This window comes from Curtobacterium sp. NPDC089991, assembly GCF_044748425.1.
Taxonomy (GTDB): domain Bacteria; phylum Actinomycetota; class Actinomycetes; order Actinomycetales; family Microbacteriaceae; genus Curtobacterium.
This window is the reverse complement of record NZ_JBIVGB010000004.1, coordinates 313,426-327,828: the sequence shown is the minus strand read 5'-3', so window position 1 is coordinate 327,828 and position 14,403 is coordinate 313,426. Positions and strand designations below refer to the sequence as shown.

The following is a 14,403-nucleotide window of genomic DNA, read 5'->3' as shown; positions in this document are numbered from 1 at the left end:
TGCCGGTCCGCGCCTCCTGGCCGTCGCCCGTTCGACGCGGACGTGACCCGCTACGGGCGGTCCGCGCGCTCCTCTGTCGCGTCGAGCTGGTCGAACGTCGAACCGCCGCCGTCGGTGCGCTCGAGCAGCGCGTCGCGCACCTCGGCCTCGTCATGGCTCGCGCGGTTCGCCAGCTTGCTTCCGGATCGTGTCGCCTGTGACATGTCGGTGTCCTTCCCCTGCGTGTGGGCATCGTGGTGTGCGCGGGCATCCTGCCCGCCGGTGCGCTTCCTCACGGGACGTACTGAGGTCGTGACAGTGTCGCGCGGTCGCTCCGGCCGCCGCAAGGGCTTTCGTCACATGTGGAGAAGTGCCGTCACGGACCGTGCCTAGGATGGTGCGGCCGCGCCGCCCCGGTGCGCACCAGCGGACGTCGGACGGGAGGCACGGCTTGGCTGCACCACGTACCGCACCTCCCACGGTCTACGACGTCGCCAGTGCCGCGAACGTCTCGATCGCGACCGTCTCGCGCGTGCTCCGCACGCCGGACGCCGTCCGCGAGGGCACCCGGGACCGCGTCCAAGCGGCGATCCGCAGCCTCGGCTACGTCCCCTCCGGCAACGCCCGAGCCCTCGCCGGCAAGCGCACCGGCGTCGTCGGACTGCTGCTGCCCGGGTTCGACGTGGTGCCCGACGAACGGCCGGACCTGGTCACCGACGGGGGCGTCCGCGTGGTCGACGACCGCCGCCACGTGACCCAGCCGTTCTCCTCGAACCTGTACTTCGACGAGGTCCTGCGCGGCGCCGAGACCGAGGCCTGGCAGCGCGGACTCGCGCTCATGGTCGCCGCCGGTCGGGGGTCCTCGCGCGACGTGATCGTCAACGACGTCGCCGGCCGGGTGGACGGCCTCGCCGTGCTCGCGCAGACCGTGCCGGACGACCTGCTCGAGCACGTCGCCCGTCGGATCCCGGTCGTGGTGCTCGCCGACGACCGGCGGTCGCACGGGTTCGACTCCGTGAGCGTGGACAACAGCGCCGGCATGCGGACGCTCGCATCGCACGTGATCGGGCGGCTCGGCATCCGGTCGCTCGCGTACGTCGCGGGCCCGATCGACTCGCCGGACGACATGGAGCGCTCGACGGGCTTCCGGTCGGCGTTGGCGGACCACGGGGTGCCGGCGTCGTCGGTCCGGGTGGTGCACGGCGACTTCGGCCGGGCGCGAGCGCGGGAGCTGGCGGCGAGGCTGCTGGCGGACGAGGTGCCCCGGGCCATCGTGTGCTCGAACGACCAGTCGGCGCTCGGCGTGCTCGACGCCGCCACCGCCCGGGGCCTGCGCGTGCCCGAGGACGTCGTCGTCACCGGCTTCGACGGCATCGACGCCGGGCGCTTCTCGTCGCCGCGGCTCACCACCGTGCACCAGCCGATGGGGGAGCTCGGGCGTGCGGCGGTGCGGGCGATCGTCGACCGGCTGGACCACCGCGAGGGACCGCCGCGCGCCGTCCGGCTACCGGTCGAGGTGCTGCTGCGCGAGAGCTGCCCGCCGGCGCTGTGACGTGCGGTGCTGCGAGCGGTGCTGCGAGCGGCGCGGCGAGCGAGGCGGCGAGCGGCGCGGCGGTGCGTCCGCACCGTGCGGCTTTGGTCATCCCGTGCGACGTTGACCGCCCGGTGCGGGCCTGTAACCGCGCACGGAGCGGGCATCCTCGCACCCTGCGACGGAACGCGCACCGTGCGCAGCGACCCTCGCTCCGACCCTCGCTGCCGCCGCCCGCGCCTACGTACCACCCCGGCACGGAACCCCGGTGTTGCGCGACGCGATGTAAGCGCATACATTGACCCAGTACCGATTCGACACGGAGGTCGACCGAGCAATGACGCTTCCCCCACAGCGCACGCGCGGCAAGCGCGACCCCGGGACCCGCGCTCCCGGAAGGCGCCCCGGCAGCACCCGACGACGCGGACGCCTCGTCGCGGCGATCGCCGGGCTCGCAGCCGTGGCCCTCATGGCCACCGGCTGCAGCATCCAGGTCCGGTCCGAACCCGATCCCACGATCGGCAAGGACACGATGCTCATCAACGCGGACCACGGCAACCCGCTGTTCGACCGCAACTTCAACCCGTACATCGCGAACGCCCGCACGGCCTCCAAGTGGATGTACGAGCCGCTCATCGAGATCAACCCCCTCGACGGCAAGGGCACCCCGTGGCTCGCCAGCAAGTGGAGCCAGCCGGACGCCAGCACGATCGACATGACGATCCGCCAGGGCGTCGAGTGGTCCGACGGCTCGCCGTTCTCGGCGAAGGACGTCGTCTTCACGTTCGACCTGCTGAAGAAGTTCCCGGCGATGGACGTCAAGGGCGCCTGGCAGCACATCAAGAGCATCGAGGTGGACGGCGACCACGTCGTCTTCCACCTCAAGAGCGACGACGTGCCGAGCCTGAACATCATCGGCGCGACGTACATCCTCGGTGAGCAGCACTGGGGCGGCGTGAAGGACCCGACCACCTGGCGGGACCCGAACCCGGTCGGCACCGGCCCGTTCGTGCTCGGCAACTACACCGACCAGCAGTACTCGATGGACAAGAACCCGACGTACTGGCAGGCCGACAAGATCGCCATCAAGCACCTCATCCTGCCGGCGACGAACACGCAGCTCGACACCGTCACCCGCGGCTACGACTGGGCGTACTCGTTCATCTCGGACGTCAAGGGCACCTGGGGTGCCGCGTCGAAGACGAACCAGTGGTGGTTCCCGGCCGGTGGCGTTATCGGCCTCATCCCGAACCTGACGAAGGCCCCGTACAACGACGTCAACGTCCGCAAGGGCATCTCGCTCGCGCTGAACCGTGACGACATCGCCGAGACCGCGTCCGAGGGCAACCTGGCGGCAGCGGGCCAGACCGGCCTGATCCTGCCGAACCAGGAGAAGTACCTCAACCCGGACATCCCGGACAAGGGCATGATCACGCAGGACGTCGACGCTGCGAAGGCCGCGTTCGCGAAGTCCGGCTGGACCGAGCAGGGCGGGAAGATCATGAAGGACGGCAAGCAGCTGTCCATCACCATCATGACCGCGAACGGCTACTCGGACTGGCTCCGTGCCGCGCAGGAGGTCCGTCGCGACCTGACGGCCATCGGTGTGAAGGTGACGATCCAGGCACCACAGCCCGCCGGCTACCAGCAGAACATCAACAACGGCACGTTCGACATGGCGATGGGCGGCATGGGCAACGGTGACGTCTACCAGGCGTTCAACTCCCTGCTCAGCAGCGACTTCTACCAGCCGGTCGGCAAGTCGACGGTCAACAACTACGAGCGCTACAAGAACGCCGACACCCAGAAGCTCCTCGACGAGTACAAGGCGACGACGGACACGGCGAAGCAGCAGGAGATCCTGAACCAGCTGCAGGAGATCGTGTACGACGAGCTGCCCGTGATCGGCATGTACTACGGCGGGCTCTGGGGGCTGTTCAACACCGGCAAGTTCGTCGGTTGGCCCAGCGCCGAGGACCCGTACATGGCCCCGCAGAACTACGACTCCGCACCGCTGCTCATCTTCTCGAAGCTCCGGCTCCGGGACAGCGCAGCCGGCCAGGAGATCCTGAAGCAGCAAGAGGACCAGAAGTGAAGTACATCCTCCAGAAACTCGTCCTCTTCGTCCTGACCCTCTGGGCCGCGGTCACGCTGAACTTCGTGCTCCCGCGCCTCATGCCGGGCAGCCCGTCGGACGCCGCGCTGGCGAAGCTCAGCCAGAACGGCCCCGTCACCGAAGCCACCAAGAAGGCCATCGAGGCCCAGCTCGGCGTCCCCACGGGCAACCTGTGGGACCAGTACGTCAACTACCTGCACCAGGTCGTCACGCTCGACTTCGGGGTGAGCTACACGTTCTACCCGCAGCCGGTCGGTGACCTCGTGTCGAAGGCCCTGCCGTACACGCTCATCCTGGTCGGCGTCGTGACGATCCTCGCGTTCGTCCTCGGCACCCTGATCGGCGTCGCGGCGGCGTGGAAGCGCGGCACCTGGCTGGACTCGCTCCCGACGCTGTCGGGGTCGTTCATGTCGACGTTCCCGTACTTCTGGACCGCCCTGCTCCTGCTGTTCTTCCTCGGCTACGTCCTGCACTGGTTCCCGACCACGGGCGCCTACTCGGCCACCACCACCCCGGGGCTCAACGGAGCGTTCGCGGCCGATGCCCTGCAGCACGCGGTGCTGCCGGCGGTGACGATCCTGGTGACGAGCCTCGGCGGCTGGATCATCGGCATGCGCAACGCGATGATCAACACGCTCGGTGACGACTACGTGACCTTCGCCGAGGCGAACGGTCTGCGCGGCCGCACCGTGGCCGTCCGGTACGCGGCGCGGAACGCGATCCTGCCGAACCTGACCGGCTTCGGTCTGGCACTCGGTGGCGTGGTCGGCGGTTCGGTGCTGGTCGAGCAGGTCTTCGGCTACCCCGGCATCGGCTACCTCCTGTTCAACGCCGTCATCGGGCAGGACTACCCGCTGATGCAGGCCCTCTTCCTGATGATCACCGTGTCGGTGCTCATCGCCAACTTCATCGTGGACGTCATGTACGGCGTCCTGGACCCGAGGACGCGCCGATGACCAACAACGCCACTGTCGCTGTCCGGACCCAGGACACCGACGAACAACAGGCTCCTTCCAAGTGGAAGAGCATCGCCCGCCAGTTCGGCGTCGTCTGGTCGAACTCGAAGGCCCGGATCGGCATCATCATCCTCGCGGTGTTCGTGCTGGTCGCGATCTTCGCGCCGCTCCTGGCCCCGTACGGTGCCAGCCAGAACGGCTTCGCCCGGTCCGCCGACGCGACCGCCGACCACTGGATGGGCACCACCGCCGCTGGCGAGGACGTCCTGTCCCAGATCATCTACGGCGCACGGATCTCCGTGATGGTGGGTGCCGTCGCCGGCATCTTGTCGACGCTCGTCGCCGTGGCGATCGGCCTCAGCTGGGGCTACGTCCGCGGGTGGATCGGCGAGGTCATCGGCTTCATCGTGAACCTGTTCCTGGTCATCCCGGGCCTGCCCCTGATGATCGTCATCGCGGCGTACCTGCAGAACGGCGGCATCGCGGTCATCATCGCGGTGATCGTCGTCACCGGCTGGGCCTGGGGCGCTCGCGTCCTGCGCAGCCAGACGCAGTCCCTTCGCGGTCGCGACTTCGTGACGGCGGCGCAGTTCTCCGGCGACGGTGCGACCCGCATCGTGTTCCGCGAGATCCTGCCGAACATGACCTCGCTCATCGTCGGCTCCTTCTTCGGAGCGGCCACGAGCGCGATCCTGGCCGAGGCGGGCCTGGAGTTCCTCGGGCTCGGCGACTCGTCGATCGTCAGCTGGGGCACGATCCTCTACTGGGCGCAGAACTCCAACGCGCTGCTCACCGGCCAGTGGATCCTGCTCTTCGCCCCCGGCCTCTGCATCGCGCTGCTCGCGATGAGCCTCACCCTGATCAACTTCGGCGTCGACGCCGTGTCCAACCCGCGGCTGCGCGAAGGCGCGCGCCCGAAGCGCAAGGAGGCGACCGCATGAGCGGCTCGCGTACGACGCAACCAGCAGACGGCCTGGAGGCGCGGGACGGCGCCGCCACGGGCCTCCCGTCCGACGGTGGTGACGCCCAGGGCGTCCTGCTGGACGTCCGCGACCTGTCGGTCGTGTACGAATCGGCCGGCCAGACGGCCGTCCAGGCGGTCGACCACGTGTCGTTCAGCTTGCGGAAGGGCGAGTTCGTCGGCCTCGTCGGCGAGTCCGGTTCGGGCAAGTCGACGCTCGGCTACGCGCTGACGCGTCTGCAGAAGCCGCCGGCGCGGACGAACGGCGGCAGCATCGTCTTCAACGGTCACGACATCCGTGACCTCGACGAGGAAGCGCTCCGGCAGCAGCGCCAGGGCGGCTTCGCGATGGTGCTGCAGTCCGGCATGAACGCGCTCAACCCGGTGCGCACCGTCCGGAACCACTTCATCGACATCTTCAAGGCGCACGGCCACGTGTCGCGCGACCGGTGGGACGCCCGGATGAAGGAGCTCATCGAGAAGGTGAAGCTGCCGACGTCGATGCTCGCCCGGTTCCCCGGGGAGCTCTCCGGGGGCATGCGGCAGCGTGTCTCGATCGCCCTGGCCCTGTCGCTCGAACCGCAGCTGATGGTGTTCGACGAGCCGACCACGGCACTCGACGTGCTCGTGCAGCACGCCGTCATGGACACGATCATCGAGCTGCAGCAGGCCGAGGGCTTCACGGCGATCCTGATCAGCCACGACCTCGGCATCGTGCTCGAGGCCACCGAGCGCGTGCTCGTCATGCACGAGGGCCGCATCGTCGAGGACGGCGGCTCGAAGGAGCTCCTGCGCAACCCGCAGGACGAGTACACGCAGATGCTGCTGTCGCACTACGCCGACCCGCGGGCCGAGATCGTGTCCCTGCCCGGTTTCCCGGACCGGTCGCAGCGTGCGACGTCCGGCGAGAAGCGGCAGGAGGCCACGTCGTCGTTCAGCACCGTCGGGTCGCGTGAGCGGTCGGCGGCGAAGAACCCGATCGTCGTCTCGAACATCGTGAAGACCTACCCCGCGCCGCGCCGCGGCGAGCAGCCCGTGCAGGCGGTGCGCGACGTGTCGTTCACCCTCGAGCCGGGGCAGTCGCTCGCCCTGGTCGGTCAGTCCGGTTCGGGCAAGTCGACCATCGCGAAGCTCCTGACCGGGGTCGAGAAGCCGACGACCGGCACCGTCCGGTTCGGCGACCTCGACGTCGCACGCCTGGGCAAGCGAGGCCTGCGGGACCTCCGCTCTGAGGTGCAGATGGTGTTCCAGGACCCGTACGCGGCGCTCAACCCGCTGCACACCGTGGAGTACACGCTGTCCCGCCCGATCGCGAACTACACGGACCTGACGGGGCAGGACGCCCGGCGCCGCGTGCTCGAGCTCCTCGAGACCGTGGGCCTGACCCCGGTCGAGCAGTTCGCGCAGAAGCTCCCGCACCAGCTCTCCGGTGGGCAGCGGCAGCGCGTCGTCATCGCCCGGGCACTCGCGTCCGACCCGCAGGTGATCATCGCCGACGAGCCGGTCTCGATGCTCGACGTGACGTTGCGCGCCGGCGTGCTCGCCCTGCTCGAGGACCTGCGCGAGCAGTGGGGCGTCTCGCTCCTCTACATCACGCACGACCTGCTCAGCGCGCGGCTCATCACCGACGACATCATGGTGCTCCACGAGGGTGCCGTGGTCGAGCGGGGACGGACGGCCGAGGTGCTGCAGAACCCGCAGGACCCGTACACGATCGCCCTGCTCGACGCCGTGCCGAACCCCCGCCGCGCCCTCGCGGAGGGCCGGCTGTGACCACGCTGCACGACTTCCCGGCGGTGCCGGCGTTCGGCCACCTGCCGACGCCGGACGGCGTCGACGTCGTCGGGGTCGACCTGCCGATCGGTCGCCTCACGGCGTACCGGATCATGCCGTCCGGGGTGTCGAAGGGTGTCGTGCTCATCGTCCCGGGCTACACCGGATCCAAGGAGGACTGGCGCACGTTCCTGCCACTCCTCCGCGACGCCGGGTGGTCGGCGGTGGCGATCAGCCGCCGTGGACAGGCCGACTCGGTCTCGCCCGACGACCGCACGGCGTACACGCTCGAGCAGGAGGCCGCCGACGTCGTCCGCGTCGCCGGACTGCTCGACGACGGCGCTCCGGTCCACCTCATCGGCCACTCGCTCGGCGGCGTGATCGTCCGCGCCGCAGCGATCGCCTCGCCGACGTCGTTCCGCGACGTGACGATGTTCTGCTCCGGCCCGCACGGCTGGTCGTACCGCAAGGCCGCCGAGAAGACGATCGTCGCCGACACGTGCTCCAACCGTGCGTTGTTCGACGCGCAGAACCCGCTCTGGGCCGGCCGCCCCGACGCGGAACTGCCCGACGACGCCCGGATGGTCCGCGAACGCTTCGACCACACGAGCGTCCTCAGCGTGCTCGGTGGCGCGGCGATCCTCGAGGACCGCACCGACGCCACCGAGGAACTCCGCGCGACCGGACTGCCGGTGCTCGTGGCGCACGGCGTCTGGGACGGCGCCTGGCCGATCCCGTGGCAGGCGGACATGGCGTCGCGTCTCGGTGCGTCGTACGAGGTGATCGCCGAGAGCTACCACGGCCCCCAGATCGAGAACCCGCTCGGCACGGTCGCCGTCTTCGATGCGTTCATGAACGCCCACTGAAAGGACCCCGTCATCAGCACGCTCGACTTCCCGAAGGGCTTCCTCTGGGGCGCCGCCACCGCCGCGCACCAGATCGAGGGCAACAACGTCAACTCGAACTGGTGGGTGCACGAGCACGAGCCGGACACCACCATCGTCGAGCCGTCCGGCGACGCCGCGGACAGCTACCACCGCTACCGCGAGGACATCCGGATCGCCGCCGAGCTCGGCCTGAACTCGTACCGGTTCAGCATCGAGTGGGCGCGCATCGAGCCGGAACGCGGGTTCGTCAGCCGCGCCGAGATCGACCACTACCGCCGCATGGTCGACGCCTGCCACGAGTTCGGCATCGAGCCGATCGTCACGCTCATGCACTTCACGGTGCCCCGCTGGTTCGAACGCGACGGCTTCTGGCGCGCACCCGACGCGGCCGACCTGTTCGCCCGCTACACCGAGGCCGCGCTGCCCGTGGTGTCCGACGGTGTCCGGTACGTGTGCACGATCAACGAGCCGAACATCGCCGCGATGCTCGCCGGCGGCGAGGACGCGTCGAACCTGGTGGCGTACGGCCTGCCGAACCCGGACCTGGGCGTCGCCGACGCCCTGCTCGAGTCCCACATGCGTTCGCGGGAGGTGCTCTCCCAGGTGGGTGGCATCCAGAGCGGCTGGACCATCGCGACCCAGGCGTTCAAGTCCAACGGTGAGCCCGGCGCGGACGCGATGCTCCGCGAGTACGGGTACCCGCGTGACGACTGGTACCTGGAGAACGCCGCCGGCGACGACTTCCTCGGCGTGCAGGCGTACACCCGGACCTTCATCGGCGCTTCCGGTCCGTTGCCCGTGGCGGACGACGTCGAGACGACCCTCACCGGCTGGGAGTTCTACCCGGAGGCCTCGGCCGACGGGCTGCGCAGCGCGTGGGAGCTGTCCGGCGGCGTCCCGCTGATGATCACCGAGAACGGCATCGCCACCGCCGACGACACCCGTCGGCAGGCCTACACGCAGGGCGCCCTCGAGGGCATCCACCGCTGCATCGACGACGGCATCGAGGTCCTCGGCTACCAGCACTGGTCGCTCCTGGACAACTACGAGTGGGCGTCCGGCTTCCGTCCGACCTTCGGCCTGGTGTCGTGGGACCCGGAGACGTTCGAGCGCACGCCGAAGCCGTCCGCACACTGGTACGGGAAGGTCGCCCAGGCGAACGCCATCGAGACGGCGGAGTAGCCCGCCGGCTCGATCAGCTCCCCGAGTAGTAGTGCGCCAACTGCTCCGCGACCGCTCGGTCGCGGAGCAGTTCTGCGCGAGCGGTGGCGGTCGAGCCCTCGTCGTCCTCGGCGTTCACGTCGACGTCCAGGGCGAGCACGGACCGCACCGTGTCCAGGTCACCGGAGTCGACCGCGGCGATCAGCAGGGACGCGCCCCGTGAGCCGAGCGCCCTGGTGTCCGCACCCGCGGCGGCGAGCGAACGCACGATCGCGGCGTGGCCACCCCAGGCGGCGCGGACGATCGGGGTGTTGCCGTCGGTGTCCCGGGCCTCCAGGTCGGCGCCCGCAGCCACGAGCACGTCGATCGCCCGACGTGCGTCGCGGTCGATCGCCAGCGTCAGCGGCGTCCGCCCCTCGGTGTCGGTGAGCTGCAGCGACGCACCGCGGCGCAGGAGTTCCTCGATCATCTCGGGCCGGTCGAACCACGCGGCGGCGTGCAGCGGGGCGACGCCCCAGCGCGGGTCGACGTCGTCGACGTCACTCGCGTCGTCGGCCAGGTGCAGTCCGCCCAGGTCGCCGTACGCGGCGGCACGCACCACCTCGGTGGCGTACTCGACCCAGCCGTCCGGCACCGGACCGTGCCAGCCGCGCGCCGGCCGTGCGTCGAGCTCCGTGTAGACGGACTCGGGCACGCTGCGGATCGCGACCCGGACGCCCCGGAAGCGGATCGCGACCTCGCCGACGGGGGAGACGAGCAGACGGAGCTCCCACTGGTCGAGCTCGTGCAGGTACTCGAGCTCACCGCGCACGACGTGGGCGTCCCCGGCGAGCAGTGCTGCGGGGTCGGTGTGGGGTGGGTCCACCACCGCGTCGCGGAGGCGGAGCGTGACCCTGGCGTGGTTCCACCGGCGCCACAGGCCGTCGGGGGTGTCGAGCACCTCGTCGTTGCGGACGATGACCTCGGTGTGCACGACGACCGGGTCGGGGACGCCGTGGCCCGGCAGGTCGACCGCCGTCCCGGTGTCGTCGTCGTCGTCCTCGTCGTCCGGGTGCGCGGGGTCCGGGTGCGCGAGATCCGGGTGCTCGACGTCCCATCGTGCGATGCGGGAGTCCGTCCACTTGACGGTCAGGAGTGCGGCGACGGCCGGGGGAGCGTCCTCGAGCACGCGGGCGACGTGTTCCCGCTGCCCGTCGAAGTCCTCGAGGGAGACGTAGCCCACGGACGGCCAGTTCACTCGACTCCATCGCACGGCCCGAGACTAGTTGACGCCACTTCCGAACTCGGCGTCATTCAACATGTTTGGCGTCGGTACCGGCACCGGGCGAGCGTGGTGGGATGCCATCGACCCACGTCCCGTCCGACTCCCGACCTCCCGCGACCCGTCCCCGCAGGAGAGCCTCCGGCGTCGTCGTCCTCGCCGCGGCGACGACCCTGCTGCTGTTCGCCGAAGCGACTGTGCGGCAGCCGGCCCACGCCGCCGGAGCATCGACGGCGACCGCTCGACCGACGATCCAGCCGATGTCGGCCAACGGTCTCTTTGCACCGGATCAACCGGTCACGTTCGCAGTCGGTGCCGCGGGGACACCGGCGCTCGCGGACGTGGGCTGGCGGATCACCGACGCCAGAGGCGTGCTCGTCGAAGCCGGCGACGCCGTCGTCGGTTCCTCCGGACGAGCGGAGATCCGTCCGACTCGACGTCTCAACGCGGGCACGTACCGCGTGACGGCGCACGGCCCCGCTCTGCCCGAGACGTCCTTCCGGTTCGTCCGGACGCCGGGCGTCGAGCACCGTGACGCCTTCTTCAACGTCACGATGAACGGCTCGCCCGGGCCGGTCGCCGCGGCGCTCCCGACACTCGACGGGCTGGGCGCCGCGGGCTTCCGCCAGGACCTGCAGTGGTCCACCGTCGAGAAGGTGCCGGGCGTGTTCGACTTCCGTAGCACTGATGCGCGAGTGGACCCCATCGTGCGCGACCGTGGCGTCGCTCCGCTGTTCGTCCTCGACTACGGTCACATGGCGTACACCGGCGGCGCGATGACCCCGCCGGACGTCTCGGACCCGGCGCAGACAGCAGCCTGGCGCCGGTTCGTGTCCGAGGCGGTGACGCACATGCGCGACCGGTACCCGGACGCCGACCGCTCGTTCGAGATCTGGAACGAGTGGACGAACACCCACGGCACCCGGTCCGCCGACCCTGCCGCGTACATCGCGCTGTCACGGGTCACGGCCGCGACGATCAGGAGCGTCGACCCGGATGCACGGATCGTCGGGCCGGCCGAGAACGCCGTGTCGTCGGGCGAACTCCGCTGGCTCGACGAGTGGTTCCGGCTCGGTGGTGCCGACCACATCGATGCGATCAGCGTGCACCCGTACAACCAGCCGTACGCGCCGGAGCACTGTGTCGCGACGAACCCGTGCATCGAGAACGCGCTTCGTTGGCTCCGGGACAAAGCGGCGAAGTACCCCCGTGCGAACGGCGAACCGTTGCCGATCTGGATCACCGAGGTCGGATGGCCGACCCCGAACGGCAGGCCAGGCTGGGTCTCCGAGGACGACCAGGCGGCGTTCCTGGTCCGGACCCACGTGCTCGCCGCGCAGTACGGCGTCGAGCGGGTGTTCTCGTTCGAGATGGCCGCCCCGGACCAACCTGATCCGGACGGCAGTGCCAGGACCTTCGGGCTCGTCGACGCGCCGAGCCGCGCGTACGAGCCGAAGCCCGCTGCCGCTGCGTACGCGACGATGCAGCGCCAGCTCGCCGGCATGCGGTTCGCCGGCCAGTTCGTGACGGGTGCCGTGCGCGAAGCCCGGTTCGTCTCGGCCGACGGCACACGCTCGGTGCGGGTCGTGTGGCAGACCGCTGACCGCTTCGACGAACTGCCCATCAGTGTGGGTCTGCCCGGCGACGGCACCATCGTCGACGCCTACGGGGGCACGAAAGCCGTCCGGGGAACCGGTGGCAAGCTCGCGATGTCGGCGACGTGGAAGCCCCGGTTCGTGGTCTGGAATGGGTGAACCGGCGGACCGCCTCACGCAACTCGACGGGCTCCGCGGCCTCGCGGTCCTGCTCGTCGTCGCATCGCACACCGCAGAGTCGGTCGTCCCCTACGGCGGGGTCGTCGGGGTGACGACCTTCTTCGTGCTCTCCGGCTTCGTGATCACCCGGGCGCTCCTCGACGAGGCCGAGCGTGCCGGGCGGATCCACCTCGGCCGGTTCTGGCTCCGCCGCGCGGCACGGCTGCTCCCGGCGTGGACGGCCGTCCTGGTGGTGGTGACCGTCGCGGTGATCGTGCTGGCAGACCCGATCCGCGGTGACCTGCCCCGCGTCCTCGCCACCGTCGGGTCCTACACGGGCAACCACGCCCGGGTGCTCGGCGTCGAGCTCGGACCGTTCGAGCACACCTGGTCGCTCGCCGTCGAAGAGCAGTTCTACCTCGTCTGGCCCCTCGTCCTCATCCTGCTCGGCGTCCTCGCCCGCACTCGGCCCCGCACTGCCGCGGTCGCGCTCTGCGGACTCGTCGGTGCTGCGGTCACCTGGCGGGTCGTCGGCACGGTCGTGCTGCCGTACGACCGCCTGGCGTACGGGCTCGACACGAGCGCCGCCGCCCTGCTCGTGGGTGCGCTCGCCGCGTTCGCCGTGCGCACGGGCAGTCTCCGCGGTCTCGGTCAGATCGACTTGCGGACCGGACGTCCGAGCGCCGTCGTGCTCGGGGTCGGCGGCGTGGGCGCGACACTGCTCGTGGTGCTGTCGGCGTGCACGCTGCCGATCACGGTCGGGTCCCTGCCCGGTGCGGCTCGCTGGGTCGAGACGGCAGCGGTGGCGGTCGCAGCGCTCGTCGTCGTCGCAGGGGCGCTCGGTGGTGCTCCCGCGCTCGACCTGGCGATCGCTCGCTGGTTCGGGACCATCTCGTACGGGCTCTACTTGTGGCACTACCCGCTGCTCCGAATCGAGCCCGGGGGTGACCCGTCCACCGGTGTGGTGCGCCTGGGGCTCGCGCTGGTGGGCATCGGTGTGGCCTCGGCATCGTGGTACCTGCTCGAGCGGCCGGTGCTCCGCGCGACACGGTCGTGGGGCAGACACCCCACGACCCGTCCCGCGGCCGGCGCACCTCAGCGCGTGCGTGGGTGCACGGGGTGACGGTGCCCGGCGTCATCGCGGCCGAACCACCCCTGCCACCGCCCGGCGAGCTGGGCGTGCTGTTGCTCGACCGCGGCGGCGTCGCGCCGGACGCGAGCGATCACGAGCGCGACCACCGATCGGCTGACCCAGTAGCTCGCCTGCCCCCAGCAACCGTGCTTCCGGAGCACTCGCCCGAACCCGCGGTTGTACCGCCTGACCTTTGCGAGGACCGCGGTGGTGGGTCCGTCGTCGCGGAAGTCGCCGTGGTGCACGTACAGGTCCGCGTCGAAGTCGACCCGCACCCCGGCCTCGACCGCGCGCATGACCAGGTCGTTCTCCTCGCCGGAGCCGAAGGGCTCCACACCCGACCCGAGCGTGTCGTCGAAGTCCCCGATGTCGTCGAGGACCTCTCGCCGGAAGAACACCCCGGAGCAGATGACGGTGCGCGGGACGTCCCGCACCCGGATCCGTCGGGATCGCCCGAGCCACCGGAGCATGGTGCCTCGGCCGGTCGCGTCCTTCGTCGGGATGCACAAACCGCCGAGCCGGGGTTCTTCGTCCACCCTGCTGAACCGGGCATCGATCGCGGACAGCACGCCGGTCGGGTACCAGCAGTCGTCGTCCGGGAACCCGACGAGGTCAGCGCGGAGCGTTCGCATCCCAGCGTTCCGGGCGGTACTCACCCCGCTGGCGCCGGGCTGGTGGATGTACTCACCGTCGCCGTCCCGGATCATCGCCGCGAGCCGGTCGGGTACTTCGGGGACCGGGCGCTGCGCGACGACCGAGAGGAAGACCCGGTACGGCTCGGCTTGGATCGACCGGATCGCTCGGTCGAGGTACTCGGGCGGCCGGTTCGTGGCGATGATCAAGTGGAATCGATGGTGCATCGGGCCAGTGTCGTGGCGCATCTCGTCGGGAT

At 70.3% G+C, this 14,403-nt stretch carries 12 protein-coding genes; 9 read left to right on the top strand and 3 right to left on the bottom strand.

Annotated features, from left to right (window positions below; genetic code table 11):
• Window positions 1–50: 50 nt before the first annotated feature.
• Complete coding sequence (locus ACIPV1_RS13615) at window positions 51–203, bottom strand: hypothetical protein (RefSeq protein WP_159570996.1); 153 nt, start codon at window positions 201–203, stop codon at window positions 51–53.
• 227 nt (window positions 204–430) lie between these two features.
• Here ACIPV1_RS13615 and ACIPV1_RS13610 point away from each other — a divergent pair, with 227 nt between their 5' ends.
• The 7 genes from ACIPV1_RS13610 (at window position 431) to ACIPV1_RS13580 (ending at window position 9,385) form a co-directional block, all read left to right on the top strand.
• Complete coding sequence (locus tag ACIPV1_RS13610) at window positions 431–1,531, top strand: LacI family DNA-binding transcriptional regulator (RefSeq protein ID WP_402726626.1); 1,101 nt, start codon at window positions 431–433, stop codon at window positions 1,529–1,531.
• A 316-nt stretch (window positions 1,532–1,847) separates the two neighbouring features.
• The gene (locus ACIPV1_RS13605; RefSeq protein ID WP_402726625.1) at window positions 1,848–3,605 is read left to right on the top strand and encodes an ABC transporter substrate-binding protein; all 1,758 of its coding nucleotides are present in this window, start codon (window positions 1,848–1,850) and stop codon (window positions 3,603–3,605) included.
• The gene (locus ACIPV1_RS13600; protein ID WP_111085432.1) at window positions 3,602–4,582 is read left to right on the top strand and encodes an ABC transporter permease; all 981 of its coding nucleotides are present in this window, start codon (window positions 3,602–3,604) and stop codon (window positions 4,580–4,582) included. Before ACIPV1_RS13605 ends, ACIPV1_RS13600 begins: the two co-directional genes overlap by 4 nt.
• Complete coding sequence (locus ACIPV1_RS13595; RefSeq protein WP_123293511.1) at window positions 4,579–5,523, top strand: ABC transporter permease; 945 nt, start codon at window positions 4,579–4,581, stop codon at window positions 5,521–5,523. Before ACIPV1_RS13600 ends, ACIPV1_RS13595 begins: the two co-directional genes overlap by 4 nt.
• Entirely contained in the window at window positions 5,520–7,316 is a 1,797-nt protein-coding gene (locus ACIPV1_RS13590) for an ABC transporter ATP-binding protein (RefSeq protein ID WP_134195416.1), read from the top strand. The genes ACIPV1_RS13595 and ACIPV1_RS13590 overlap by 4 nt, the downstream gene beginning before the upstream one ends.
• Window positions 7,313–8,182, top strand: coding sequence for an alpha/beta fold hydrolase (locus tag ACIPV1_RS13585; RefSeq protein ID WP_402726624.1), 870 nt, complete (start codon window positions 7,313–7,315; stop codon window positions 8,180–8,182). Before ACIPV1_RS13590 ends, ACIPV1_RS13585 begins: the two co-directional genes overlap by 4 nt.
• A 12-nt stretch (window positions 8,183–8,194) precedes the next feature.
• Window positions 8,195–9,385, top strand: a complete 1,191-nt coding sequence (locus tag ACIPV1_RS13580) for a glycoside hydrolase family 1 protein (protein ID WP_402726682.1) — start codon at window positions 8,195–8,197, stop codon at window positions 9,383–9,385.
• Between the two features lie 13 nt (window positions 9,386–9,398).
• Here the strand turns inward: ACIPV1_RS13580 and ACIPV1_RS13575 are convergent, their stop codons facing one another.
• Window positions 9,399–10,616 carry an ankyrin repeat domain-containing protein gene (locus ACIPV1_RS13575; RefSeq protein ID WP_402726623.1) on the bottom strand — a complete coding sequence of 406 codons (1,218 nt, stop codon included), beginning with the start codon at window positions 10,614–10,616 and terminating at the stop codon, window positions 9,399–9,401.
• Window positions 10,617–10,702: 86 nt separating this feature from the next.
• Here ACIPV1_RS13575 and ACIPV1_RS13570 point away from each other — a divergent pair, with 86 nt between their 5' ends.
• Both ACIPV1_RS13570 and ACIPV1_RS13565 read left to right on the top strand, forming a co-directional pair.
• Window positions 10,703–12,379, top strand: coding sequence for a GH39 family glycosyl hydrolase (locus ACIPV1_RS13570; protein ID WP_123937406.1), 1,677 nt, complete (start codon window positions 10,703–10,705; stop codon window positions 12,377–12,379).
• Window positions 12,372–13,502, top strand: coding sequence for an acyltransferase (locus ACIPV1_RS13565; protein ID WP_123937407.1), 1,131 nt, complete (start codon window positions 12,372–12,374; stop codon window positions 13,500–13,502). The genes ACIPV1_RS13570 and ACIPV1_RS13565 overlap by 8 nt, the downstream gene beginning before the upstream one ends.
• Here the strand turns inward: ACIPV1_RS13565 and ACIPV1_RS13560 are convergent.
• The gene (locus tag ACIPV1_RS13560) at window positions 13,475–14,371 is read right to left on the bottom strand and encodes a glycosyltransferase family 2 protein (RefSeq protein WP_402726622.1); all 897 of its coding nucleotides are present in this window, start codon (window positions 14,369–14,371) and stop codon (window positions 13,475–13,477) included. The genes ACIPV1_RS13565 and ACIPV1_RS13560 overlap by 28 nt on opposite strands.
• Between the last annotated feature and the right edge of the window lie 32 nt (window positions 14,372–14,403).

Coding starts and splice junctions, on each gene's coding strand:
- ACIPV1_RS13615 (WP_159570996.1), bottom strand. CDS start 203: ATGTCACAGGCGACACGATCCGGAAGCAAGCTGGCGAACCGCGCGAGC.
- ACIPV1_RS13605 (WP_402726625.1), top strand. CDS start 1,848: ATGACGCTTCCCCCACAGCGCACGCGCGGCAAGCGCGACCCCGGGACC.
- ACIPV1_RS13595 (WP_123293511.1), top strand. CDS start 4,579: ATGACCAACAACGCCACTGTCGCTGTCCGGACCCAGGACACCGACGAA.
- ACIPV1_RS13590 (WP_134195416.1), top strand. CDS start 5,520: ATGAGCGGCTCGCGTACGACGCAACCAGCAGACGGCCTGGAGGCGCGG.
- ACIPV1_RS13570 (WP_123937406.1), top strand. CDS start 10,703: ATGCCATCGACCCACGTCCCGTCCGACTCCCGACCTCCCGCGACCCGT.
- ACIPV1_RS13565 (WP_123937407.1), top strand. CDS start 12,372: ATGGGTGAACCGGCGGACCGCCTCACGCAACTCGACGGGCTCCGCGGC.
- ACIPV1_RS13560 (WP_402726622.1), bottom strand. CDS start 14,371: ATGCACCATCGATTCCACTTGATCATCGCCACGAACCGGCCGCCCGAG.